Source organism: Priestia sp. P1_B12_1 (assembly GCF_056406695.1).
Map to the genome: position 1 here is coordinate 138,588 of NZ_JBFTZR010000002.1, position 23,769 is coordinate 162,356.

At 37.9% G+C, this 23,769-nt stretch carries 21 protein-coding genes and 1 tRNA gene; 18 read left to right on the forward strand and 4 right to left on the reverse strand.

Annotated elements, in window-relative coordinates; genetic code table 11:
* Window positions 1-29: 29 nt before the first annotated feature.
* Entirely contained in the window at window positions 30-650 is a 621-nt protein-coding gene (locus tag AC1D0Y_RS06320; protein WP_028407503.1) for a YitT family protein, read from the reverse strand.
* A 172-nt stretch (window positions 651-822) separates the two neighbouring features.
* Between AC1D0Y_RS06320 and AC1D0Y_RS06325 the strand changes: the two genes are divergently transcribed.
* On the forward strand, window positions 823-1,272 hold the full coding sequence (locus AC1D0Y_RS06325) for an Lrp/AsnC family transcriptional regulator (protein WP_013055467.1): 450 nt from the start codon (window positions 823-825) through the stop codon (window positions 1,270-1,272).
* Between the two features lie 27 nt (window positions 1,273-1,299).
* Here AC1D0Y_RS06325 and AC1D0Y_RS06330 read toward each other — a convergent pair whose 3' ends face one another.
* Window positions 1,300-2,055, reverse strand: a complete 756-nt coding sequence (locus AC1D0Y_RS06330; protein WP_060744836.1) for an arylamine N-acetyltransferase family protein — start codon at window positions 2,053-2,055, stop codon at window positions 1,300-1,302.
* Window positions 2,056-2,319: 264 nt separating this feature from the next.
* On the opposite strand from AC1D0Y_RS06330, the gene AC1D0Y_RS06335 reads away from it, so the two are divergent.
* From AC1D0Y_RS06335 to AC1D0Y_RS06345, 3 genes are all read left to right on the forward strand, one after another.
* Window positions 2,320-2,391: transfer RNA gene (locus tag AC1D0Y_RS06335), tRNA-Val, on the forward strand.
* Window positions 2,392-2,559: 168 nt separating this feature from the next.
* A complete protein-coding gene (locus tag AC1D0Y_RS06340) occupies window positions 2,560-4,005 on the forward strand; it encodes a DEAD/DEAH box helicase (protein ID WP_060744837.1) in 1,446 nt (481 codons plus the stop codon).
* A 64-nt stretch (window positions 4,006-4,069) separates the two neighbouring features.
* On the forward strand, window positions 4,070-4,699 hold the full coding sequence (locus tag AC1D0Y_RS06345; RefSeq protein WP_060744838.1) for a copper homeostasis protein CutC: 630 nt from the start codon (window positions 4,070-4,072) through the stop codon (window positions 4,697-4,699).
* A 288-nt stretch (window positions 4,700-4,987) separates the two neighbouring features.
* Here AC1D0Y_RS06345 and AC1D0Y_RS06350 read toward each other — a convergent pair whose 3' ends face one another.
* Complete coding sequence (locus AC1D0Y_RS06350) at window positions 4,988-6,379, reverse strand: amino acid permease (protein WP_028407507.1); 1,392 nt, start codon at window positions 6,377-6,379, stop codon at window positions 4,988-4,990.
* A 445-nt stretch (window positions 6,380-6,824) separates the two neighbouring features.
* On the opposite strand from AC1D0Y_RS06350, the gene AC1D0Y_RS06355 reads away from it, so the two are divergent.
* From AC1D0Y_RS06355 to lrgB, 12 genes are all read left to right on the forward strand, one after another.
* Window positions 6,825-7,163: a YflT domain-containing protein gene (locus AC1D0Y_RS06355; RefSeq protein WP_060744839.1), complete on the forward strand. Its 339-nt coding sequence runs from the start codon at window positions 6,825-6,827 to the stop codon at window positions 7,161-7,163.
* 265 nt (window positions 7,164-7,428) lie between these two features.
* Entirely contained in the window at window positions 7,429-8,151 is a 723-nt protein-coding gene (locus AC1D0Y_RS06360; protein ID WP_060744840.1) for an MBL fold metallo-hydrolase, read from the forward strand.
* 4 nt (window positions 8,152-8,155) lie between these two features.
* Window positions 8,156-8,734 (forward strand): TetR/AcrR family transcriptional regulator, encoded by a 579-nt coding sequence (locus tag AC1D0Y_RS06365; RefSeq protein WP_060744841.1) that lies wholly within the window; start codon window positions 8,156-8,158, stop codon window positions 8,732-8,734.
* 260 nt (window positions 8,735-8,994) lie between these two features.
* Window positions 8,995-10,944: a BglG family transcription antiterminator gene (locus AC1D0Y_RS06370; RefSeq protein ID WP_477707383.1), complete on the forward strand. Its 1,950-nt coding sequence runs from the start codon at window positions 8,995-8,997 to the stop codon at window positions 10,942-10,944.
* 161 nt (window positions 10,945-11,105) lie between these two features.
* Window positions 11,106-11,411: a PTS sugar transporter subunit IIB gene (locus AC1D0Y_RS06375; RefSeq protein ID WP_013055477.1), complete on the forward strand. Its 306-nt coding sequence runs from the start codon at window positions 11,106-11,108 to the stop codon at window positions 11,409-11,411.
* A gap of 13 nt (window positions 11,412-11,424) precedes the next feature.
* Window positions 11,425-12,783, forward strand: a complete 1,359-nt coding sequence (gene celB / locus AC1D0Y_RS06380) for a PTS cellobiose transporter subunit IIC (RefSeq protein WP_028407511.1) — start codon at window positions 11,425-11,427, stop codon at window positions 12,781-12,783.
* 13 nt (window positions 12,784-12,796) lie between these two features.
* The gene (locus AC1D0Y_RS06385; protein WP_477707384.1) at window positions 12,797-13,126 is read left to right on the forward strand and encodes a PTS lactose/cellobiose transporter subunit IIA; all 330 of its coding nucleotides are present in this window, start codon (window positions 12,797-12,799) and stop codon (window positions 13,124-13,126) included.
* Window positions 13,123-14,451 carry a 6-phospho-beta-glucosidase gene (locus AC1D0Y_RS06390; RefSeq protein ID WP_028407513.1) on the forward strand — a complete coding sequence of 443 codons (1,329 nt, stop codon included), beginning with the start codon at window positions 13,123-13,125 and terminating at the stop codon, window positions 14,449-14,451. The genes AC1D0Y_RS06385 and AC1D0Y_RS06390 overlap by 4 nt, the downstream gene beginning before the upstream one ends.
* Before the next feature lie 121 nt (window positions 14,452-14,572).
* Window positions 14,573-16,324: a sensor histidine kinase gene (locus AC1D0Y_RS06395; RefSeq protein ID WP_028407514.1), complete on the forward strand. Its 1,752-nt coding sequence runs from the start codon at window positions 14,573-14,575 to the stop codon at window positions 16,322-16,324.
* 1 nt (window position 16,325) lies between these two features.
* A complete protein-coding gene (locus tag AC1D0Y_RS06400; protein WP_028407515.1) occupies window positions 16,326-17,066 on the forward strand; it encodes a LytR/AlgR family response regulator transcription factor in 741 nt (246 codons plus the stop codon).
* Between the two features lie 162 nt (window positions 17,067-17,228).
* Complete coding sequence (gene lrgA / locus AC1D0Y_RS06405) at window positions 17,229-17,663, forward strand: antiholin-like murein hydrolase modulator LrgA (RefSeq protein ID WP_028407516.1); 435 nt, start codon at window positions 17,229-17,231, stop codon at window positions 17,661-17,663.
* Between the two features lie 33 nt (window positions 17,664-17,696).
* Complete coding sequence (lrgB, locus tag AC1D0Y_RS06410; RefSeq protein WP_050689329.1) at window positions 17,697-18,377, forward strand: antiholin-like protein LrgB; 681 nt, start codon at window positions 17,697-17,699, stop codon at window positions 18,375-18,377.
* A 55-nt stretch (window positions 18,378-18,432) separates the two neighbouring features.
* Here lrgB and AC1D0Y_RS06415 read toward each other — a convergent pair whose 3' ends face one another.
* On the reverse strand, window positions 18,433-18,867 hold the full coding sequence (locus AC1D0Y_RS06415) for a hypothetical protein (protein WP_060744843.1): 435 nt from the start codon (window positions 18,865-18,867) through the stop codon (window positions 18,433-18,435).
* Between the two features lie 337 nt (window positions 18,868-19,204).
* Here AC1D0Y_RS06415 and nirB point away from each other — a divergent pair, with 337 nt between their 5' ends.
* On the forward strand, window positions 19,205-21,550 hold the full coding sequence (gene nirB / locus AC1D0Y_RS06420) for a nitrite reductase large subunit NirB (protein WP_477707385.1): 2,346 nt from the start codon (window positions 19,205-19,207) through the stop codon (window positions 21,548-21,550).
* Between the two features lie 19 nt (window positions 21,551-21,569).
* Complete coding sequence (gene nasC, locus AC1D0Y_RS06425; RefSeq protein ID WP_060744845.1) at window positions 21,570-23,720, forward strand: assimilatory nitrate reductase catalytic subunit NasC; 2,151 nt, start codon at window positions 21,570-21,572, stop codon at window positions 23,718-23,720.
* Window positions 23,721-23,769: the final 49 nt, after the last annotated feature.

Here is a 23,769-nt window from a genome sequence, read left to right on the forward strand (position 1 = left end):
ACGATTTAGCCACAGCTAAATCGTGGTTTTTATTTAGAAAGCGCATTATCTAAAGGCTGTGTGGAAGAAGCGGATGTCGGTTGATTGTGTAAAGCAATCTTTTGTTTGAAGTAGCTGATGACAAAACCTGTAATCGCAATGGATATAACAGAGAAAATTCCTTTTGAAAGTCCAATTGAATACATGCTCGACAGCACGACAAGGAAATCAAATGAAAAATTCACTTTTCCAGGATCCCAACCGAATTTTCGCTGCGCGAATAACGCTAGAATATTAGCACCGCCGAGAGAAGCTCCGTTCATAAATAAAATGGATAAGCCAAGGCCGGCAATTAGTCCGCCCGTAACAGCACCCATCAGGCTGGGAAGTGTAAAAGAAGGAAGCAAGTGATCGAGTGAAGTGAGAAGCGATAGCAAAGACACTGATCCTATAGTTGTGGCGGTAAATTTCCATCCCATTTGAAAGAAGGAAAAGAGGTAAAAAGGAATATTAATGAGAAAAAAGATCACGGCAAACGATAAGGGAAGGGCATATGACAAGCTAAGAGACAGACCAGCTGTTCCCCCGGTCACTACGTGAGAGTGCCGCAAGATAAGAACACCAATACTTGCAATCGTACATCCAAGAATAATCCATAAAACTTTTTTCATAAATAAACCCCTTTGTTTGTTTTTTCGGAATTTTCATTTTCAATTATCTACTTTAATGATAGGATATTAAATAAAGAAAACACATGTATAAATGAAGGAAATAATACTTGTTCTGTTATCAACTTGAATAAAGATTTTATTTATTATATTCATTTTGAAAGGAAAGGTTTGGATGGATCAAATCGATGCACAACTATTGTCTATTTTGCAAAGGGACGGACGTATGACGATTAGTGATTTATCAAAAAAGCTGGCTCTTAGCCGTCCAAGCGTATCAGAAAGACTTCAGCGTCTTCAGGAACGAGGGGTGATCCAGCGTTTCAGCGCTACGGTGTCTCCGAAAGCTTTAGGAAGAGATACACAGCTGTTTATTCAAGTAAGTGAATTAAAAAGAAAACCGGAGGAATTTGAAGACTTTATTGAGCAAAATGAAGACGTGCTTGAATGTCATCGCGTAACGGGGCCGGTTTCTTACTTTATTAAAGCAGCCGTGTCTGGAATGGATGGACTTAGAATGCTAGTGGATGAACTGATTCCTTATGGAAATGTGAATACCTCAATTATTTTAAAGTCGCCTGTAGAAAACAGGATGATTACTCCTGTACAAAAACCGGCCCCATAAGAGGCCGGTTTTTCGTGTAAGGACATATTAATAAAATCCTTTAATAATATAAAAATGATTTTGTAAAATATCAGGTATTTCTTCTTCTGAAAGGTTCCTTTTCGTCTTTTTTTCGCCATCTGTTACAGTCAGCGTTTCACCGGAAAGGGTAATGCGCCCTGTAGGGGTTGCGATTGTAACAAGACGTTTGTGTACAAACGGAGAATCGGCTGACGTTTGATTGAACTCACACATGGGAGTAAAGTCAGTCAGTTTCTTAGGAAGCGTAGACACACGGTACAGCGTTTTCCATACATCATCTTCCCATCGCTGCAAATCGTACATATGCTCAGCAACGTTTGTCATACGATAAGAGCCGCTTACATCTCTTACTACTTCGCCATTTAAAGGCATTGGCTTGCGCACAGAATCTCCAAACCCAACGTCTACGATGTAAGGCTGATTTTTAATCGTCACAAGATTTGTAGCGTGACTTCCTTCAATGGTCCACGTGCCGTCGGGTTTTTTGACGGTAGCTGAAACGTAAGAGACTTCATATCCGCTTTCTTTTAACAGCCAGCCAAATAGACCGTTTAATTCGTAGCAAAATCCTCCCCGCAAATTTACAATTACTTTTTGGAAAATTCGTTCTAACTCAATTATAATAGGGGTTTGAGACAGAACATCTAAGTTCTCAAAAGGAACATGAAGCATGTGTTTGTTCTGTAAAGCAGCTAAGCTTTCATACGTTGGGCTATCCGGTTTCTTAGCTAAAAACCGACTAAAATAATAATTAATATTCATCAAATACACCTCTTAGTAAATCATTTCTCTCTGTCTTTAGCAGAACGTTCATGTAACAGCGCTTTTTCGATTGTCTCTTTGGAAGCGAATCCTTGAAGTACACGGCTGTCAATTTTTAAAGTTGGTACTTTCATCCCGTCACGCTCCTTTATGGCATGTTTTTATTTTATCAAAAGTAAAGACGATCCTTCCAACTTGGGAACTGCGGAAAAATAGTTGACAAAATTGGATAACTCTTTCTATAATATAGTCAATACATATCACGAGCGATTAGTTCAGTGGGAGAATACATCCTTGACAGGGATGGGGTCGGGGGTTCGAATCCCTCATCGCTCATACCAAAGCCGTTTTCTTATTAATAAGAGAGCGGCTTTTCTCTTTTGTTTGACAAATCAATGCTACATTAAATCTTGAGCGCGTATAGAAGAATTAAAGTATAATGAAACATAGTGCATCAGGTCATGATAAAGATAATCACTAATTTAAAATAAATGAGGGTACAAAATGAATCAAAGAAGTTTTAGTCAATATGGTCTTAGCGATAAGGTAGCTAAGGCGCTTTCTAGCCTGCAATACAATCATCCCACGGAAGTACAAAGCAAGGTGCTTCCCATCGCGCTAGAAAAAAGAGATGTTGTCGTGAAGTCTCAAACAGGAAGTGGAAAAACGGCTTCCTTTGGCATTCCACTGTGTGAATTAGTTAACTGGGAAGAAAATAAGCCTCAGGCCTTAGTGTTAACACCTACACGAGAGCTGGCCGCGCAGGTAAAAGAAGATATTACAAATATCGGCCGTTTTAAGCGAATTAAAGCAGCAGCTGTCTACGGAAAATCACCGTTTGCTAAGCAAAAAGTAGAATTAAAGCAAAAAACACATATTGTTGTAGGTACGCCTGGACGAGTGCTTGATCATATAGAAAAAGAAACGCTTGCATTAGAGAAAATTCGTTATTTGGTTATTGATGAAGCAGATGAAATGCTAAATATGGGTTTTATTGACCAAGTAGAAGCAATCATTCAACATCTTCCTAGTGAGCGTGTAACGATGCTTTTCTCTGCTACGCTTCCTGAAGATATTGAAGAGCTTTCTCGTAAGTATATGAAAAAGCCGGTTGATGTTGAAATTAAAGCAAATGGATTAACGACAAGTACGATTGACCATTCTGTTATATCAGTAGAAAACGAACGTAAATTTGAACTGCTGAAAGACGTAACCACAGTAGAAAACCCAGACAGCTGCATCATTTTTTGCCGCACACAAGAGCAGGTAAATACGCTGTTAGATGATTTAGATGATCTTGGGTATCCTTGTGATAAAATTCACGGGGCAATGGTACAAGAAGACCGTTTTGAGGTTATGAATGATTTCAAAAAAGGTAAATTCCGCTATTTAGTGGCGACAGATGTAGCTGCGAGAGGAATTGATATTGATAATATCACACACGTTATTAACTACGACCTTCCGTTAGAAAAAGAAAGCTACGTTCACCGTACAGGAAGAACGGGACGTGCCGGTAAAAAAGGAAAGGCTATCACATTTGTAACGCCTTATGAAGAGAGAATGCTATCGGAAATTGAAGAATATATCGGTTTTTCAATTCCAACATCTACTCCTCCTTCTAAAGAAGAAGTACAGCAGGCAGCATCCGCTTTTACTGAAAAAATCAATGAGCGTCCAGAAGTTAAAAAGGATAAAAGCGAGTCATTAAATAAAGACATTATGAAGCTGTATTTTAACGGAGGAAAGAAAAAGAAAATTAGAGCGGTTGATTTTGTGGGAACAATTGCGAAGTTAGACGGAGTAACCGCGGACGATATTGGAATTATTACGATCCAAGAAAATGTCTCTTATGTAGAGATTTTGAATGGAAAAGGTCCAAAAGTGTTACAAGCAATGAAAAACAAAACGATTAAAGGAAAGAAATTAAAAGTTCATAAGGCAATTAAATAGCAGAAGGAAGTCCATCTTTTTAAAGATGGGCTTTATTTATAGAGACAATAAAGGAGTTGGGAGTATGAAGTACATAAAAGAAGCGTGTGTAGAAGGGTATGAGCAGGCAAAAAAAGCAGAAAAGCTACGAGCAGACCGCATTGAATTATGTGACAATCTCAGTCAAGGAGGCACTACGCCAAGTTACGGCACCATTCAATATGTAAGCGAACATCTTGATACAGATATCAACGTAATTATTCGCCCAAGAAGCGGTGATTTTATATATTCCGAAGCAGAATTTCAAATCATGAAAAAAGACGTTAAAACATGTAAAGACCTTGGAGTAAACGGAGTAGTATTTGGCATTTTAACAGAAGAAGCTGAAATCGATTATGGACGCACTAAAGAGTTAATAGCAGAAGCTCATCCTTTAAGCGTTACGTTTCATATGGCATTTGATGAGATTAAAGATAAATACAAAGCTATTGATATACTTAGTGAATTGGGAGCAGACCGTATTTTGACCAAAGGAGGGAAAGGATCTGCTTTGGAAAATCTTCATATGATCCGGGAATTGATCACATATGCTAACGAACGTATTATTATTTTGCCTGGCGGAGGAATTCATGAAGGCAACGCAGAGGCGGTTATAAAAGAAACAAAAGCAGCTGAATTACACGGAACAAAAATTGTAGGAGATTTATCTCGTTAAATAAAAAGAGGCTGCTACAAAAGTATTTTAATCCAAGTGAAAAACGAACCATTAATCAATATGTTTGATTCGTGGTTCGTTTTTTTTGATGGTGAATATAGTTTCATCTGTTTCGTTCCTTTTAGCAGGTGATTGGAGGGCAAGGCGAAGACTCCTGTGGGAACAGCGGCAGCCCGCGGAAAGCGAAGCCTTGCACGGAAATCAACTGCGGTGTAATAAGCAGTCCAGCTCATCTATCTCATTTGTTCGTCTTAAGATTGAATTCATTTAGTTATGTCTCAACCTCTTTTATTTTGATGTATTTTCTTTTGATGCTAAGCCGCTCGTCATTTTGGTACGCTGAAAGAAAAAAGAACCTACGACGAGTACAGCAATTAAAAGAGTTAAGAAGAACTGCGAACGTAATGAATCAATAAATGCCATGGCAATAAAAATACTAGTGATGGCAAGGATTGTAGCGTAAGTTAAGTAAGGAAATAACCACATTTTAATTTTTAATGCTTCGGGATTTTCTTTTTCATATTTTTTTCTCATTTTAATCTGTGAAAATGCAATAACAAGATACACAAGAAGCGCTACGCCGCCTGACGCATTCACTAAAAACAAAAAGATTTTGTCCGGTGAAATATAGTTAAAGATAACGCTAATGTACGAGATAACTGTACATGCTAATATCGCGCTAACCGGCACGCCTTTTTTATTTAATTTTGAAAAACTTTTTGGCGCATCGCCGTTTTGAGACATGGAAAACAGCATGCGAGAACTTGTATATAGACCAGAATTCAGACAGGAAAGAACGGCTGTTAAAATAATAAAGTTCATAATTTGAGCTGCGGCCGGTACATTCACTAATTCAAGAATAGATACAAATGGGCTTTTCATTAGGCTTGACGAATTCCACGGAAGAACCGTTACTAAAATAAAAATAGAGCCTAAATAGAAAAATAAGATACGATAAATAACGGTATTGGTCGCGATGGTAATGGCTTTTTCAGGCTGAGACGATTCACCTGCTGCGGTTGCGACAATTTCTGTTCCCATAAAAGAGAACATGACAAGGGCAATTCCTAAAAATACAGAGCTAATTCCATTCGGTAAAAAGCCGCCTTTGTGCAAAAGGTTGGAAGTGCCGGGAGAATCAATTCCTGGAATGAATCCACAAATAATAGCTATACCTAAAAGTAAAAAAAGAACGATACTGACGACTTTAATGAGGGAAAACCAATATTCAAATTCTCCGAAAGATTTAACAGAGTACAGATTGGTCATCGTTAATAAAAAAGTAAGAGTCAGGCTTACTCCCCAAGACGGAAAAGACGGGAACCAGTATTGAATAATATTTGCACCTGCAATGGCTTCAACAGCAATAACGATAACCCAGAAAAACCAATAGAGCCAGCCAATCGTGTAGCCGGCCCAAGGGCCTAATGCTTCTTTTGCATAAGTAGAAAAAGAACCGCTGGAAGGATTGGCAGTAGACATTTCGCCAAGCATTCGCATGACTAAAATAACGAGCAAACCAGCAAATGCGTACGAAAAAATAGATCCCGGTCCAGCGGTGTTAATAAGTGATCCGCTTCCGATAAACAATCCTGCCCCGATAATTCCTCCAAGAGAAATCATGGTAATATGCCGGATCTTTAACTCTTTTTTTAACTGTGGCTGTGGATGGCTGTTCATTTGTAACCTCCTATATAACCTGAATTTTTAGTTAATATGGAGAATTATAGTATGTTGTAAGACGTATGGACAGGATGTTGTTAGAGGTTCTTTCATACAAAAAGCGGATATGAATGGTTGCATTCATATCCGGCTTACTCTGACACAGACATTCATTATGCGTATAAAGTACCTGATTAGCGTCTTTTTCCTTTTTTATAATAAGCAATGTAGATGAATTTCTTATGAATGGTAGCTGAAAATAAGCTGAATGATTGTTTCAAATAAGTTAAGCAAAAGAGGTATACATTCTATTAAAGGATAATGTGGAATGATATTCAAACTCTCTGCAAAGCTCTAAATGCGGGTTTTCCTTTCTGAAAACGGGTATATATAGTAGTAAGAAGTTTATTCTTTTGCTAAGTATAAAAGAAAGTTGTGCGATAGAAACAGGAGGTTATAAATAATGAAACATGTTGAAGTAGTAGAAAAAGGAGCAAACATTAACGAAGCAGTTAATCAATTTGCAGACCAAGGTTTTGAGAAAGATGAAGTATACGTGTTTACGTATGACAAGGAAAATTCTAAAAATTTAACAGAAGTAACGGACACAAATATTATTCGACTGTCTGAAGAAGGTCCTTTACATTCAGCAGCGAGTTTATTTTTAACCAGAGAAGATGAGCTTCGAACAAAAATGGCTTCACTAGGCTTATCAAAAGACGAAACAAAAAAATATGAAGAAGAGTTAAAGAAAGGCAGTGCGATTGTAGTGGCTGCTACAGGAGAAAGAAAAGACGTTTAATTTCAATAGAGACTATGGAAGAAGATCCGAACGCGTTTGATTCTTCATCAAGAATCAAACGCGTTCGGATTTTTTTGTGGGGACGGTGTAACAGGTGATCTATACGAGCTTCTTTATCTCATTTGTTCGTCTTTAGATTTAATTGATTTCGTTATGTCTCACACTTTTTTTGTTTTTTCCAATATATGATTGATAAAACTAATGGTATTAGTTAAAATAAAAACTAATACCATTAGTTTTTATTTTGATAATAGGGGATGAGGAAATGAGAATAGTTCGTGAGAAAATGTTGTATCAACTGACGTTTTTGCCTCGCTTTTTTCCAGTGAATTGTTATTTAGTCGAAGAGAAAGACAGTCTTACATTAATTGATGCAGCTCTTCCTTACAGCGCGTCAGGTATTTTGAAAGCTGCAGATCAAATTGGAAAACCGATTACTCGAATTGTTTTTACACATACTCATGAAGATCACATCGGAGCGATTGATAATTTGAAAAAAAGGTTGCCGAATGCTTCTGTTTATATGTCGCAAAGAGATTATCGATTATTTTCAGGAGATTTCACACTCGATTCTGAAGAACCTCAAAACCCAATCCGTGGAGGAATACCAAAACTAGGAAAGATTTCAACTAAAATTGATCATTTCATCGAAGAAGATTCTTATATAGGCTCACTTGCTCCTATTTTTACACCTGGACATACACCTGGATCTATGTCTTTTTTAGACCAGAGAACGAACGCATTAATTGCCGGAGATTCGTTCCAAGTGCGAGGAGGAATTGCAGTATCAGGTCAGTTAAAACCGCTGTTTCCGTTTCCTGCCTTTGGAACGTGGAGCAAAGAGCTAGCGCTTAAAAGTGCAGAAAAGCTACATGAACTAAACCCGTCACTTCTTGCTGTTGGACACGGAAGAATTCTTTCTCAGCCGCTAAAATTGATGGAAAAAGCAATACAACAAGCAAAAGTAAAAATAGAAAAAAGGAGATGAAGGGATGTCGCCACGACAAGGATTAGATTTCAAAAAGGTGATTCAAACAGGTGAAAATTTGGCAAATCGGGAAGGGTTTTATGCTGTTACAATTGCTTCATTAGCCAAAGAATTAAATGTTCGTCCACCGTCTTTATATAACCATATAAAAGGATTAGAAGAGCTGCGCAAAGAACTGGCTTTAAGTGGACTGCAGCAGCTATATCATCTTTTAAAAAGTGCTGTTGAACATGCTTCTAGAGAAGACGCTGTTTATCGGCTAAGTCAAGCATACGTTTCATTTGTAAGAAAGTCTCCGGGAATATACGAAGCAACGGCAACGGTAGCACCAAGGATACAGGATGAAGAAGTACAAAAAGCATCTGATAACATTGTGTTTTTAGTACTGGAGGTGTTGAAACCGTATCAGCTTCCGGAAAATGAAGCCCTTCATGCTGTTAGAAGTCTTCGCAGTATTTTACATGGGTTTTCTTCTTTGGAGCAGAAAGGGGGATTTGGAATGTCATTAAGCACTGATGAGACTCTAGACTTTTTAATCCGTACGTTTGCATTGGGGCTACACCGGTATAAGCAGACCACATAAATTTTATTAATGCCACTAAGCCTAATGCTTTAGTTGAAATTGAAAAAAAAGAGAAAGAATGATAGATTACAAATAAAGACATTTATTCCTATTGTTTTAGGGTTGTTACTGATGAAGCAGGCAAAACCTAAGCTGCAAGGACAGAAAAAGGTAGTTTCTGTTTGTTGCTGTTTAGGTATTTTTTGTTTTTGTTTAAAATAACCAGCCCTTTTCATTTGTTTTATAAGGGAGAAATCTTCTGAGAATGGAGAGAAGCAAACATGCTTAATTCAAGAATGATCGTCATATTAAGAGAACTAATGTCCGTACAGTCTACATTATCAACCGTTACGAGTGAATATTTAGCAACAGTAAATCAAGTATCTTCTCGAACTATTCGAACGGATATAAAACAGCTAGATGACATTTTGTCTCAGTACGGAGCTAAAATTAAATCAGCTCGTGGGACAGGATATGAACTTAGCGTGTTAGATGAAAAACAGTTCCATCACCTATTAAAAGAACTTTCGGCTAATCAATTATTTGATGCAACTTCTATTCCAACCGTTCCTGATGACCGCGTGCATTATTTAATCAAAAGGTTGCTGCTAGCAGACGAATATTTGAAGCTCGAAGATTTAGCAGACGAGTTGTATATTAGCAAGTCAACGGTTCAAAACGATTTAAGAGATGTTAAAAAACAGCTTTGTAAATATGATATTCTTTTAGAAAAACGTCCTAACTATGGCTTGAAAGCTAAAGGGGACGAAATGAAAATGAGATTCTGTATGTCTGAGTACATATTCAACCGAAAAGATAAAGAAATAGATATGGTATACAATAAAATATCTATCCTGCCCCAAGAATCAATCTTAACGATTAAAGCCCACATTTTAAATCAAATAAAACGATACAATATTATGGTTTCAGACATTGGATTAAACAATTTAATCATTCATTTAGCGATAGCTTGTAAGCGAATACAAGAAGAAAATTTTATCTCTTTGTATTCAGAAGATCTGCTTGAGATTATGGCGCATAAAGAATATGAAGTGGCAGCTGAAATTGTGCGAGAGATTGAAAATGCATTCAAGATTCGTTTTCCGAAGTCAGAAACGGCATATATCGCCATTCATTTGTTAGGTACAAAAATGCTCAACAATAGCAATCATGAAGAAAAAGAAGTGAAGCAGTTTATCGACACAAATATCTATGAATTAACTGCAGCTATATTAGAAGCAATTGAAAAAGAGCTTCATTTAGGAATTAGTGAAGATTCAGAGCTAATCCTTGGCATGAGCTTGCATTTGAAACCGGCTATCAATCGCTATAAATATGGAATGAATCTGCGAAACCCGATGCTTGAAGGAATTAAGAGTCATTATCCTCTAGCTTTTGAAGCTGGGATTATAGCTGGGAAGGTTTTGAAAAACCGCCTTGAAATCGACATGCATGAAACGGAAATTGGCTATTTAGCTTTACATATTGGAGGGGCCATTGAACGTCGGAAAATTATCAATCAGCCTAAGCGCTGTTTGATTGTATGCGCATCAGGAGTAGGGAGTGCCAAGCTATTATCATATAAGCTGCAGGCTACTTTTGGATTAAATCTGACTATTTTAGGAACAACGCAATATTATAAGCTTCACCAAATGTCGCTGCACTCTATAGATTTTATTGTTAGTACCATTCCAATTCCAGATCATCTTCCTGTTCCTGTAGTACAAGTAAGTACGATCCTAGGAAACAGTGATTTTAAAAAAATTGATTGTTTAATGAAGAACAAACAGCAGCCTTCCTTAGAATACACCAAAAAAGAATTAGTATATTTACAGCAAGAATTTCAAACGAGAGAAGAAGTACTTCATTTTTTAGGAGAGAAATTAACTCATCTAGGACTAGTTCCTTCTCAATTTATAGAATCTGTTTTTGAAAGAGAAGCTGCATCACCAACAAGTTTTGGCAATCTCGTTGCGATTCCTCATCCTATGGTTCCTCAGACGGATACGACGTTTTGGGCCATTTGCACGTTGAAAAAACCGATTATGTGGGAAGGAAACCTCGTACAATTTATTTGTCTTTTAAGTGTAAAAGCGAATAATCAAGGTGATTTGCAGAAGATGTACAGTTTGTTAGTCCGGGTTGTGGATGATAAGCAGGTCGTGCAGCGCTTAATAAAGTGTAAGGATTATGAGGAATTTATCGAGGTGTTTATGAAAAATATTAGATAAAAAAAGAAGTCTGAGAGAAGGGCTTCTTTTTTATCTGAATGTTCAAACATAATTTTTCCGTTAGTAGCGGAAAAAGGTTGTGTATAAATGTAAGCGCTTTTATTTTAAGATAAAACTATCAACAAAACAGATAGCAAAATAAAAAAACGGGGGAATGACAAATGAATATTCTATTATGTTGTGCAGCGGGAATGTCTACAAGTTTACTAGTAACAAAAATGGAAAAGAGCGCTCAGGAGCAAAGCACGGAGTATAAAATTTGGGCGGTTCCTGGTGACTCTGTTCGCAACCATATTGATCAAGCGGATGTACTTTTATTAGGACCTCAAGTGCGCTACTTATTGCCGCAGCTTAAGAAGCTAGGTGAAGAAAAAGGAGTGCCAGTTGACGTTATAAATCCTGTTCACTACGGAACGTGTAATGGAGAACAAGTGTTAAAATTTGCAGTTCAACTAGTTTCAAAATAGGAGTGTGGACTACATGAGCAAATTTAATAGTATGCTTGAAAGCAAAGTAATGCCTATCGCGGGGAAAATGGCGGGTCAACGCCATTTACAAGCACTTCGAGACGGTATTGTTCTGACAATGCCGCTCATTATTATCGGTTCAGTATTTTTAATACTGTCGAATTTACCGATACCAGGTTACAACGACTTTATGGCAGGGATTTTCGGAAAAGAATGGGCAACGAAAATGGCCTACCCAGTTGGAGCTACATTCGATATTATGGCGCTGCTTGCTTGTTTCGGAATAGCCTATCGGTTAGCTGAAAAATACGGAGTAGATGCTTTGTCCGCAGGGGCTATTTCACTTGCTGCTTTTTTACTTGCTACTCCGTATAAAGTGTCCTTTCTCCCAAGTGGAGCCAAAGAAGCTATTTTAGTAGACGGCGGAATTCCAACCGCTTTAATGGGAAGTAAAGGACTCTTTGTAGCAATGATTGTCGCGATTCTCTCTACGGAAATTTACAGGTGGTTTATTCAAAAAGACTTTGTCATCAAGATGCCTGATGGAGTTCCTCCCGCTGTTGGAAAATCGTTTGCTGCTCTTATTCCTGGCTTTACGGTAATAGCGTTTATTTGGATTTTACGTTTGTTAGTAGAACAAACTCATTTTGGAAGTCTGCATAATATCGTTGGAGAATTGCTTGGAAAGCCTTTAGGTGTGTTAGGCGGCAGTTTAGGGGGTACGCTAGTTGCCGAGCTTGTTATTATGCTCATGTGGTCTTGTGGACTTCATGGAGCAAATATTGTCGGTGGAATTATGGCTCCCATTTGGTATGGAGCTATGGATGAAAATCGAATTGCATTTGCTAATCATGAAGCATTACCAAATATTTTTACACAGCAGTTCTTTGATATTTGGATCAATATCGGAGGCAGCGGAGCAACGTTAGCTCTAGTTGTAGCTATGATTTTAAAAGCACGCAGTCAACAAATGAAGCAGCTTGGTAAGTTAGGGATAGGACCAGCTCTTTTTAATATCAATGAGCCGATCATCTTTGGACTTCCGATGGTGATGAATCCAATGATGCTTATTCCGTTTATTATTACCCCTCTTGTAACGGTAGTAGCAACCTATATTGCGATGTCGACAGGACTGGTAGCAAAACCAGCAGGTATTGCGGTTCCTTGGACTATGCCTCCAATTATTTCTGGCTATTTGGCAACAGGAGGGAAATTATCGGGTGCAGTTATGCAAGCTATTAATATCGGAATCTCTGTTTGCATCTACTATCCTTTCTTTAGAATGTGGGATAAACAAAAATTCACTGAAGAAAATGGTATACAGCCTGCAGCTGAAGAGGTACCAAGTGATACAAAGAAAGATATTGTGTGAGGAGGGATAAAGGATGGAAAGCATTCAAGAATATATTTTTAAATTAATCTTACACGGTGGAAACGGCAGAAGTTCAGCAATGGAAGCGATAGCGGCTGCTAAAAGAGGAGATTTTTTAGAAGCACGTGAAAAGCTTACACAAGCTGCAGAAGAATTAAATGCCGCTCATCATATCCAAACGGCGTTAATTCAAGGTGAAATTAGAGGAGAAAGCACAGAAATTTCTCTGCTCATGATTCATGCTCAAGATCATTTAATGAATGCGATGACGGTAAAAGAAATGGCTACTGAATTTGTAGATTTATATGAAGCAATCAAAATTTCCGGGGGGATTACACTATGACAAAAGGTATTAAGATTGTAACGATTGGCGGCGGTTCAAGCTATACGCCTGAACTAATAGAAGGATTTATTAAACGATACGATGAACTTCCAGTTCGAGAACTGTGGCTAGTAGACGTCGAAGAAGGAAAAGAAAAGCTAGAGATTGTTGGGAATTTAGCGAAGCGAATGGTGAAAAAATCAGGTTTGCCAATTAGTGTTCATTTAACGTTAGATCGAAGAGAAGCATTAAAAGATGCGGATTTCGTAACGACTCAATTTCGCGTTGGCTTGTTAGACGCCCGAGCAAAAGATGAAAGAATACCGCTTAAATACGGGGTGCTTGGTCAAGAGACAAACGGACCGGGCGGGTTATTTAAAGGACTTCGTACAATTCCGGTTATTTTAGATATCTGCCGTGACATTGAAGAGTTATGTCCAGAAGCTTGGCTGATTAACTTCACAAATCCTGCAGGTATGGTAACAGAAGCTGTGCTCCGCTATAGTAACATTAAAAAGATTGTAGGACTTTGTAATGTACCAATTGGAATGGAAATGGGCATTGCTAAGCTACTTGATGTAGATCACTCTCGCATTCGAATTGATTTTGCTGGTTTAAATCACATGGTCTACGGATTAGATGTGTATGTAGATGGCGTAAGCGTCAAAGATCAAGTTATTGATTTACTAAGTGATCCAACTAACAGCAGCTTTGTGAAAAATGTAGCGGGACTTGGATGGGAGCCAGAATTTACAAAAGCCCTAAATGCGTTAACTTGTCCATATCACATGTACTATTATAAAACGCGTGAAATGGTAGAAAAAGAGCTCGTTAATTATGAAAAAGGTGAAACCAGAGCAGAAGTCGTAAAACAGTTAGAAAAAGAGCTGTTCGAACTGTATAAAGATCCTAATCTAGACATTAAACCGCCTCAATTAGAACAGCGCGGCGGAGCCTATTATAGTGATGCAGCCGTTCGATTGATTACATCCATTTACACGGATAAAGGCGATATTCAGCCTGTAAACACTATTAATAATGGTGCCATAGCAAGCATTCCTGCTGATTCTGCCGTAGAAGTAAGCTGTATCATTACAAAAGATGGACCGAAGCCAATTTCAGTCGGCGACCTTCCTGTACCTGTCAGAGGTCTTGTTCAAACAATTAAGTCATTTGAACGGATTGCAGCTGAAGCAGCAGTGACCGGAGATTATGATAAAGCTATTTTAGCATTAACCATTAATCCGCTTGTGGCTTCTGATAAACTAGCTAAGCAAATTGTAGATGAGATGCTAGAAGCCCATAAAGATTACTTGCCTCAATTTTTTAAACCTGTTCAAGCATAAATTCAAGCTGTGTGAATACAGTACGTATTCGCACAGCTTTTTTTCTATTTGTAAAGCTAGATTTCTAGCAGCATCAGTGTAACAATATAAGATAGAAACAGACAGCAAAGGGTGGCTAGAAATGATTCATTTATTAATTATGATGGTAGAACGAGTCGGAGTTATTGTCATCTTAGGTTTTTTGCTGGCACATACAAAAGTTTTTCGGCAATTTCTCCGCAAACAGCAAGGGTATAAAGGAAAAGCAGTACTTATTTTTATTTTTTCTCTTTTTAGCATTATTAGTAACTACACGGGAATTGAAATTCAAGGAACAATTATTCGCAATGAAGACTTATTATTAAAAGTAGATCCATCAAGCTCGATTGCAAATACACGAATTATGGGTGTGGAAATGGGCGGTCTGCTTGGCGGTCCTTTTGTTGGTTTAGGAGTAGGACTACTTGCTGGCGTTCATCGCTTTATGTTAGGAGGGAGTACGGCGTTTAGCTGTGCAGTTTCATCCGTTTTAGCAGGGGTGTTAACTGGATATATCGGCTATGCCTACCGGAAAAAACATCGAACGATTACACCGCGCTTTGCTGCACTTGTAGGCATAGCGATGGAAACGCTTCAGATGCTGATTATTTTATTATTTGCTAAACCGTTTGATTCGGCATGGACGCTAGTGAGTATTATTGCTATTCCAATGATTATTGTAAATGGCACAGGAAGCTATATTTTCTTATCTATTATTCAGTCCATTTTACGGCAAGAGGAACAAATGAGAGCGCTTCAGACACACAAAGTATTATTAATCGCGGATCAAACTCTTCCACATTTTCGTCAGGGTCTTACTAGTGAATCATGTGAAAATGTTGCAAATATTATTCATCGCTTCACAGGTACGGATGCTGTTTCCCTAACTGATACGCACAAAATTTTAGCTCATGTAGGGGAAGGAATTGATCATCACGTTCCTTCGCATAGTTTGATTACCGGGCTGTCTCACGAAGTGCTGAAGACAGGAAAAATTATGAAAGCAAAATCGAGAGAACAAATTGATTGTCAGCATAAAGACTGTCCGCTTCATGCCGCCATTGTGATGCCGCTTACTTCTCACGGTACTACCATTGGAACACTAAAAATGTACTTTAAAGATGCGAGCGGGTTAAGCCGAGTGGAGGAAGAGCTGGCAGAAGGATTAGCTAAACTTTTTTCAACTCAGCTAGAGCTCGGCGAAGCAGAGCTTCGAAGTAAATTGCTAAAAGATGCGGAGATTAAAGCTTTACAGGCTCAGGTGAATCCTCATTTTTTATTTAATGCCATTAATACGATATCGGCGCTGTGCAGACAGGACGTAGAAAAAGCCAGAAAGCTGCTTTTGCAGCTAAGCATTTATTTTCGTTCCAATTTGCAAGGTGCAAGGCAGCTGTTGATTCCGTTATCAAAAGAGCTTGATCATGTTCACGCGTACTTATCGCTGGAACAAGCCAGGTTCCCTAATAAATACGAAATTGACATGTATATTGAAGAAGGGCTAGATGATGTCTTGCTTCCGCCATTTATTCTTCAAGTGCTTGTGGAAAATGCCATTCGGCACGCCTTTCCGCGTAAACAAAAGCACTGTCGCGTAGAAGTTCATATTAAGACAAAAGATAAATATGTATACGTAAAGGTAAAAGATAATGGACAAGGTATAGACACACAAAGATTACAAAAGCTTGGCAATCAGCCCGTTTTTTCAGAAAAAGGAACGGGGACGGCTCTTTACAATATTAAACAACGTTTGCACGGATTATTTGGAAAAGAAACAACGCTGGAGTTTGACGTAACAGAAGGAACAGCGGTTTCGTTTGTTATACCAATGGAATTAAAAAGCGAGGGTATGTAATATGCTGCGAGTACTAATAGTAGATGATGAAATGTTAGCACGAGATGAATTAAAATATTTATTACATCGAACGAAAGAAGTAGACTTCATTGAAGAAGCTGAAAGTATCGAAGAGGCGTTGGATAAAATGATGGATGAAAAGCCGGATTTATTATTTTTAGATATACAACTGTCAGATGACAGCGGTTTTGATATTGCTAAAAGGCTTAAAAAAATGAAAAATCCGCCAGCTATTATATTTGCAACTGCGTACGATCAGTACGCTTTACAAGCCTTTGAAGTAGATGCAATTGATTACATTTTGAAGCCTTTTGATGAAGAAAGAGTGGTGCAGGCCATTCATAAATATAAAAAAATGCGTGTTCCTCATCCCGCTTTGAAAGAAGAAGAATTGATAGGAGAGTCTTCTTCTCAAACTGGAAAGTTAGCGATTTCTGTAGACGATTCGATTGTGTTAGTAAATATAGAGGACATCTTGTTTGTAGGGTTAATAGAAGGAGAAGTCACCATTCAGACTATAACCGAATCCTATCATACTGCTGATACGCTGGCTATGCTAGAAAAAAAGCTCCCTTCTCAGTCGTTTAGTCGTGTGCACCGCGGTTATATCGTCAACGTACATCATATTTCCGAGGTACAGCCATGGTTTAATTCTACGTATAATTTAGTGATGAAAAACGATGAGCGAGTTCCTGTCAGCCGTACATATGCTAAAGAATTGAAGAAGCGTTTAGGAATTTAAGGAGAAAGCAGCTTGCGTATGCATTTTAGCAGGCTGTTTTTTGCATTTCAAGGCTCGATTTTTGTAAGTGAGCACAAATATTCGACTCTTTGATTTGAAAACGCTTTCTAATGTGTTTTCATTTTATATAATGAAGTCAACAAACAGAGAGAGGTGAAAGAAATGAGTGCTAAAAAAGTGTATGGCTTTTTAACACAAGCATTTATTTTTTCCGTAATTATGTTGATTTCAGATTTTATTGCAGAGCATTTGCCTTTTCCAATGCCTGCTTCAGTCATTGGACTTGTGCTGTTATTTCTTGCACTATGCTTGAAGATTATTAAACTAGAGCAAGTTGAATCACTGGGAACGGCTTTAACTTCTTTGATCGGATTTTTATTTGTACCAGCAGGTATTTCTGTTATGAATTCATTAGGTGTTATGCAGCAGTACGGCATTCAAATTTGTTTAGTTATCATCGTGGCAACGATTATTTTGTTAGGCGTTACAGGCTTATTTTCACAGCTTATACTTGGCATGACAAAAGATAATAAAGCAAAAGAAGAAATAAAAGATGTAGCTATGAGTGAAAAAACAAAAAAACAGGGCATTGCTTAATATCAATTATAAAGAGACAAGGTGGTTGGAAAGATGAATCCGTATTTTGGAATCGTGGTTTCTTTAGCTGCGTACGGTATTGGAACGTATTTATTTAAAAAGTCAAAAGGGTTTTTCTTATTTACTCCTTTATTTGTGGCAATGGTACTCGGGATTGCTTTTTTGAAAATTGGTCACTTTTCTTATGAGGAGTACAGTAGCGGCGGAAAAATTATCAGCTTCTTTTTAGAACCAGCAACGATTGCTTTTGCCATCCCTTTATATAAACAAGCTGATAAATTAAAAAAGTACTGGTGGCAAATCCTTTCTTCTATTGCGGTAGGATCAATTTGTTCGGTAGCGATTATTTTTGCGATTGCGAAAGGTATTCATATGGATGAAGTCGTGATGAAATCAATGCTTCCACAAGCAGCTACAACAGCGATTGCGCTGCCATTGTCTCAAGATATTGGAGGTATTCCTGCTATTACTTCCTTTGCTGTTATTTTTAATGCAGTCATCGTATATGCGCTGGGCGCTTTATTTTTAAAAGTATTCAAGGTGAAGAATCCAATTTCGAAAGGATTAGCTCTTGGCACTTCTGGACATGCGCTAGGAGTAGCCGTAGGGATTGAAATGGGAGAAGTAGAGGCAGCCATGGCAAGTATTGCAGTTGTTATTGTAGGCGTCGTCACAGTTGCCGTTATTCCACTTTTTGTTCAGCTAGTCATGTAACAAAAGCCTGAAGGAGTCAGAGATTTTCTGACTCCTTCAGGCTTTTGTTTGTTAATTAATACACCACTCCAAAATGTCGTGATGCGCAGTTTTGACAGGTTGTATGGTCAAAAAGACTCTCAGGAATGATAAATTCAAAACAAAATTGACATTGTTTGAATTGACTTTGTCTATAAAACATTGTCTCTAAGAAAATAGCTGTAATATGTTCGGTTATGTGCTTAGGGGAACGTTGTTCTAAAGTGGACCATGGAATAGACTGATGCTCTATGTAAATCGGAAAGGAAGTATAGGGTGTATCCCATTGTATGGCTTGATATCCAAACGTAAGGCCATGATGAGCTGCAGATGTAAATATGATCAGGTTTTGATGGAATTCTGGCAGAGGTAATTCTAGTTTTTGATCTTTAAGCGATCTCGTTTTGGAATGAAGGTTATACAATTTAATTTGAAAATGAATCCACTGAGTGGCGTGAACGGTTATTGACATGTTTTAAACCTCCAATTCAGACTCTTTCTTTTATCATAATTGATTTCAAAATAAATAAATAGTAGGCAAAAAGAAGATAACAAAATTTTATATAGATTACTTACAAGGCGTAGGGAAAGGTGATATAAGCATAGCATCCTTTTTTCTACCCCTTTTTAAAGCATATTAATCTTCTATATAAAAGCTTGCTTTCAACGAATGGTATCGGCGTATTCATACGCTTTAAACAGATTTTAATGTTAGAAGTTATAACAAGGTTCATTTCTTTTAGAGAAGTTTATGGAATAATAAAAACTGTATATTTTACGGTCTGAATCTATGTGTTGGAGGTTTTTATATGACGAAACAAAAGCTGATATTAATCGGAAATGGAATGGCAGGAATGCGCTGTATTGAAGAAATTCTTATTCATTCTCCAGATGGTTTTGATATTACTGTTTTTGGAAGTGAGCCTCACGTTAACTATAATCGAATTTTATTATCAACCGTTTTACAAGGCAGTACAAAGCTTGAAGATATCAATATTCATTCTTTCGCATGGTATAAGGAAAATAATATCACTTTATTTAAAGGAGAAAGCGTTACGCACATAGACACTAAGAGAAAAATAATAAAAACAGATAAAAACAGAGAGACGATGTACGACAAGCTTATTCTTGCTACTGGCTCGAGCCCGTATATGCTCCCCGTTAAAGGGTCTGATAAAGAAGGTGTCCTCGGTTTTCGTACCATCGAAGACTGTCAGGAAATGATTAAAATTTCTAAACAATATAAAAAAGCAGCGGTTATTGGAGGAGGCCTGCTAGGACTGGAAGCTGCTAGAGGGCTATTGAATTTAGGAATGGATGTTCAAGTTATTCATCATTCGGGTTTCTTAATGGAACGACAGTTAGACAAAGCAGCATCTAATATGTTAAGAGAAGAATTGGAACAGCAAGGCATGAGTTTTCTATTAAATAAACATACGGATGAGATTATAGGGGAAAATCGAGCAGAAGGCGTCCGATTTAACGATAGCAGCAAAATTGCAGCTGATTTAGTTGTAATGGCTACAGGAGTGAGGCCAAATGTTAATCTAGCTAAAAAAAGCGGAATAGAAACAAATAGAGCAATCATCGTAAATGATTATTTAGAAACGAGCATCCCGGATATCTATGCAGTAGGTGAATGCGCGGAACATCGAGGGATGACATACGGCCTTGTTGCTCCTCTCTACGAACAAGGAAAAGTCTTAGCGCGACATCTTTGCCAAATAAAAAACGATGGTTATCGCGGGTCCGTTCTTTCCACTCAATTAAAAATATCAGGAATAGACGTTTACTCAGTCGGAGAGTTCAAGGAAAATCAAGGTGCAAAAGCCATTACGATTTTGAATATGTTAGATGGTATATACAAAAAAGTCGTTTTTCGCGAGGGGAAAATAGTGGGAGCTGTTCTTTTTGGAGATACCAGTGAGGCTATAAAGCTATCACAAATGATTAATGAAAAAAAGGATTTGTCGCAAGCGGAAAAAGTACAATTATTTCCTTCTCAACATGCAAAAGAAAATGCAGTAGCTTCTATGCCACTTACAGATATGGTATGCAACTGTAATGGTGTAACAAAGGGAGCCATTATTGAAGTAGTACAGAAAAATGATTTAACGACAGTAGATGAAATAAAAAGTTGCACGAAAGCTTCTGGTTCATGCGGAGGATGCAAACCCCTTGTAACAGATCTTTTAACATATATTCAAAGCGATGAGTTTGATGAAATTATTGAACAAAAAACCTTTTGTACATGTACACATTTATCAGAAGATGAGCTGGTAAGAGAAATGCAGCAATATCAATTTGAGACGGTTCAGCAAGTAAGAGAAATATTAAAGTTTAAAGACATGAAAGGCTGTTCGTTATGTGAAGGCGGTCTTCATTACTATTTAGATATGATGCATCCTCATTATGAAAACAATCGACATTCTTTATTTACTACGGAGAATGAACAGGCCGTTTTGCTTCACAATGGGACTTATGCAGTGGTACCGCAAATTCACGGTGGTCTGACAAATGTACAGGAATTAAGGAACATAGCAAATGCAGCTGAAAAGTACAACATCTCTACTATTCGTTTAACAAATGATCAGCGCATTCAACTCATTGGAGTGAAAAAAGAATATCTTCCGTTGATAAGTGAGGAAATAGATAGAGGACTTCAGCAGCTATATGAACGTACAGTTAAAAATGTATCTGTTTATATAGGAAAAGGAACGTGTATTTGTGAGCATGAACCTGCTCTTGCTTTATCAAATGAATTAGATAAACAGCTTGAATATGTAAAGACCCCATGTGATATCAAAATCAGTATTGCTTCGTGTTCTCACATTGCAGAGAATGTAACAACAAGTGATATAGGATTAAGAAGAATAGACAGAGGATGGGAAATATATGTCGGCGGAAGCAGCGCAGAAGCCAGAAGCGGGGAGCTGTTTTATGTGGCCGAAACGAACGAAGAAGCAGTAGAAATCAGCTGTTCTTTGATTCAATATTACCGTGAAACGGGAAACTATTTAGAAACTGTCGGGAGCTGGATCGAACGAGTAGGAATTGTTCATGTCAGAGAAGTTTTGTTTGAGATAGACAATCGAGAGTATTTAATGAAGCAGCTCAGTTCAGAGCGCTCTCGTGCAATCACATATTTATTATAGGAAAGAAGGGTGACCTACGATGACTGAGATGCTATTGAAATATTTTCGTGAGCAGCAAAAGCAAGTTGAAACCGAGCGTATCTATAATACTCAGTGTCCTTACTGCAGCATGCAGTGCAAAATGCAGTTAGTTGAACAAACACATGTAAAAAGGAAAACGTACAAAACAATTGGAGCAGATAACCCTACTTCTCAAGGAAGGTTATGTATCAAAGGAATGAATGCGCATCAGCATCCTTTGCATAAAGATCGGATTCAATATCCTTTATTAAAAGTAAACGGAGAGTTTGTAAAGATTTCTTGGAAAGAAGCTCTTCACTATATTAAAGAAAACGTTACAGAGATTCAAGAGAAGAATGGAGCAGATGCGCTAGGTGTTTATGGAAGTGCCTCTATTACAAATGAAGAAGCTTATTTATTAGGGAAATTCGCTCGAGTTGCGTTAAAGACAAAGTATATTGATTACAATGGACGCTTATGTATGTCGGCTGCTGCTTCTGCTGCTAGTAAAACATTTGGCATGGACCGAGGATTTACGAATAGCTTGCAAGAGATTCCGTTTACTGAATGTATTATGTTAGCTGGAACAAATATTGCGGAATGTCAGCCAACGATTATGCCTTATTTTGAGAAAGCAAAAGAAAACGGAGCTTTTATTATTGCAATTGATCCAAGAGAAACCGCTACAACTAAAATAGCTGATTTACACTTGAAACTTAAACCGGGGAGCGACGCGGCATTAGCCAATGGGATCTTGAAGGTCCTTATCGAAGAAGATTATCTAGATGAACGATTTCTACAAGAACGTGTCAATGGATTTGAAGAAGTAATTCAATATGTGGCGTCTTTAGAATTTAATATCATTGAAGAAATAACGGGAGTGCCACGTGAAGAGATGTATCAAGCTGCCCGTATGTTTGGTCAAAGAAAAACGGGAATGATTTTTACTGCTAGAGGGGTAGAGCAGCAAACAGACGGAAGTGCTGCGGTGCAAAATTTTTTGAATATTCTACTTTCTGTTGGGAAAATCGGTAAACCTCGCTGCGGATATGGGGCCATTACCGGTCAAGGAAATGGGCAGGGAGCCCGAGAGCATGGTCAAAAAGCGGATCAGCTTCCAGGCTACCGTTCAATCGAAAATCATGAGCACCGGATGTATATAGCAGATGTGTGGAACATAGAGGAGAAAGATCTTCCTAGAAAAGGTGTTTCTGCATATGAGATGATTGAAAAAATTCATGACGGTGAAATTAAAGGGCTGTTTTTGATGTGTTCAAATCCAACAGTTTCAAATCCAAACGCTAATTTTGTTAAGAAGGCTTTTGAAAAGCTTGAATTTCTAGTGGTAGCAGATATGTTTGAATCAGAAACGGCAAAATTAGCAAACTTGATCTTACCAGCATCTTCCTACTTGGAAGATGAAGGAACCATGACAAATGTAGAGGGAAGAGTTACATTACGCGAAGCTAGCTTTCCATGCCGCGGCGAAATCAAACACGACTGGGAAATACTATGTGAAATTGCTAAAGTTTTAGGGAAAGAGGAATATTTTTCGTTTTCATCAGCTGAAGAAATATTTAATGAACTGCGAATGGCAAGTAAAGGAGGGATCGCTGATTACTCCGGTATTACGTACGAACGATTACGAGAGGAAAAAGGAATTTTATGGCCATGCAGAAGCTTAACAGATAAAGGAACCGAGCGCCTGTTTGAAACGCGTTTTGCTCATAGTGATGGAAAAGCGATGATGGTCCCTGTCTCGAATCAAGCTATTGTACCTAAAGCAAAAATAACGGAAAAATATCCTCTCTATTTAACAACGGGAAGAGTGATGTCGCACTATTTAACGGGTGTACAAACGCGAAAAAGTGCGTCTTTATCTGCTAGAAATTTCGAATCTTTTATGGAAATCCACCCTTCAACAGCGAAAAAATATGAAATTTCGAATCAAGAATTAGTACAAATTGAATCTTCATATGGAAGGATTGTGGTAAGAAGCAAATTTTCAGAGGGCATTCGGCCAGATACCGTATTTGTTCCTTTTCACTGGGCGGATTCTCAAAATGTTAATAATCTTGTTTCTGAAAAATTAGATCCCGCCTGTAAGATGCCAGGGTTTAAAGTAAGTGCTGTGAAGATTAGCCCTTCTGTAAAAAGAAGCAGCTATTAAAAATGCTGATTCAAAAAGCCTCTTGAAAAAAGAGGCTTTTTGAATGGAA

Excerpts from the sequence above, each read along its gene's own strand:
- lrgB (WP_050689329.1), top strand. The coding sequence starts at position 17,697 with ATGAATCCGTATTTTGGAATCGTGGTTTCTTTAGCTGCGTACGGTATT.
- AC1D0Y_RS06375 (WP_013055477.1), top strand. The coding sequence starts at position 11,106 with ATGAATATTCTATTATGTTGTGCAGCGGGAATGTCTACAAGTTTACTA.
- AC1D0Y_RS06325 (WP_013055467.1), top strand. The coding sequence starts at position 823 with ATGGATCAAATCGATGCACAACTATTGTCTATTTTGCAAAGGGACGGA.
- AC1D0Y_RS06415 (WP_060744843.1), bottom strand. The coding sequence starts at position 18,867 with ATGTCAATAACCGTTCACGCCACTCAGTGGATTCATTTTCAAATTAAA.
- AC1D0Y_RS06390 (WP_028407513.1), top strand. The coding sequence starts at position 13,123 with ATGACAAAAGGTATTAAGATTGTAACGATTGGCGGCGGTTCAAGCTAT.
- lrgA (WP_028407516.1), top strand. The coding sequence starts at position 17,229 with ATGAGTGCTAAAAAAGTGTATGGCTTTTTAACACAAGCATTTATTTTT.
- AC1D0Y_RS06320 (WP_028407503.1), bottom strand. The coding sequence starts at position 650 with ATGAAAAAAGTTTTATGGATTATTCTTGGATGTACGATTGCAAGTATT.
- AC1D0Y_RS06395 (WP_028407514.1), top strand. The coding sequence starts at position 14,573 with ATGATTCATTTATTAATTATGATGGTAGAACGAGTCGGAGTTATTGTC.
- nirB (WP_477707385.1), top strand. The coding sequence starts at position 19,205 with ATGACGAAACAAAAGCTGATATTAATCGGAAATGGAATGGCAGGAATG.
- AC1D0Y_RS06370 (WP_477707383.1), top strand. The coding sequence starts at position 8,995 with ATGCTTAATTCAAGAATGATCGTCATATTAAGAGAACTAATGTCCGTA.
- AC1D0Y_RS06345 (WP_060744838.1), top strand. The coding sequence starts at position 4,070 with ATGAAGTACATAAAAGAAGCGTGTGTAGAAGGGTATGAGCAGGCAAAA.
- AC1D0Y_RS06385 (WP_477707384.1), top strand. The coding sequence starts at position 12,797 with ATGGAAAGCATTCAAGAATATATTTTTAAATTAATCTTACACGGTGGA.
- AC1D0Y_RS06330 (WP_060744836.1), bottom strand. The coding sequence starts at position 2,055 with ATGAATATTAATTATTATTTTAGTCGGTTTTTAGCTAAGAAACCGGAT.
- AC1D0Y_RS06360 (WP_060744840.1), top strand. The coding sequence starts at position 7,429 with ATGAGAATAGTTCGTGAGAAAATGTTGTATCAACTGACGTTTTTGCCT.
- AC1D0Y_RS06340 (WP_060744837.1), top strand. The coding sequence starts at position 2,560 with ATGAATCAAAGAAGTTTTAGTCAATATGGTCTTAGCGATAAGGTAGCT.
- AC1D0Y_RS06400 (WP_028407515.1), top strand. The coding sequence starts at position 16,326 with ATGCTGCGAGTACTAATAGTAGATGATGAAATGTTAGCACGAGATGAA.
- celB (WP_028407511.1), top strand. The coding sequence starts at position 11,425 with ATGAGCAAATTTAATAGTATGCTTGAAAGCAAAGTAATGCCTATCGCG.
- AC1D0Y_RS06350 (WP_028407507.1), bottom strand. The coding sequence starts at position 6,379 with ATGAACAGCCATCCACAGCCACAGTTAAAAAAAGAGTTAAAGATCCGG.
- AC1D0Y_RS06365 (WP_060744841.1), top strand. The coding sequence starts at position 8,156 with ATGTCGCCACGACAAGGATTAGATTTCAAAAAGGTGATTCAAACAGGT.
- AC1D0Y_RS06355 (WP_060744839.1), top strand. The coding sequence starts at position 6,825 with ATGAAACATGTTGAAGTAGTAGAAAAAGGAGCAAACATTAACGAAGCA.
- nasC (WP_060744845.1), top strand. The coding sequence starts at position 21,570 with ATGACTGAGATGCTATTGAAATATTTTCGTGAGCAGCAAAAGCAAGTT.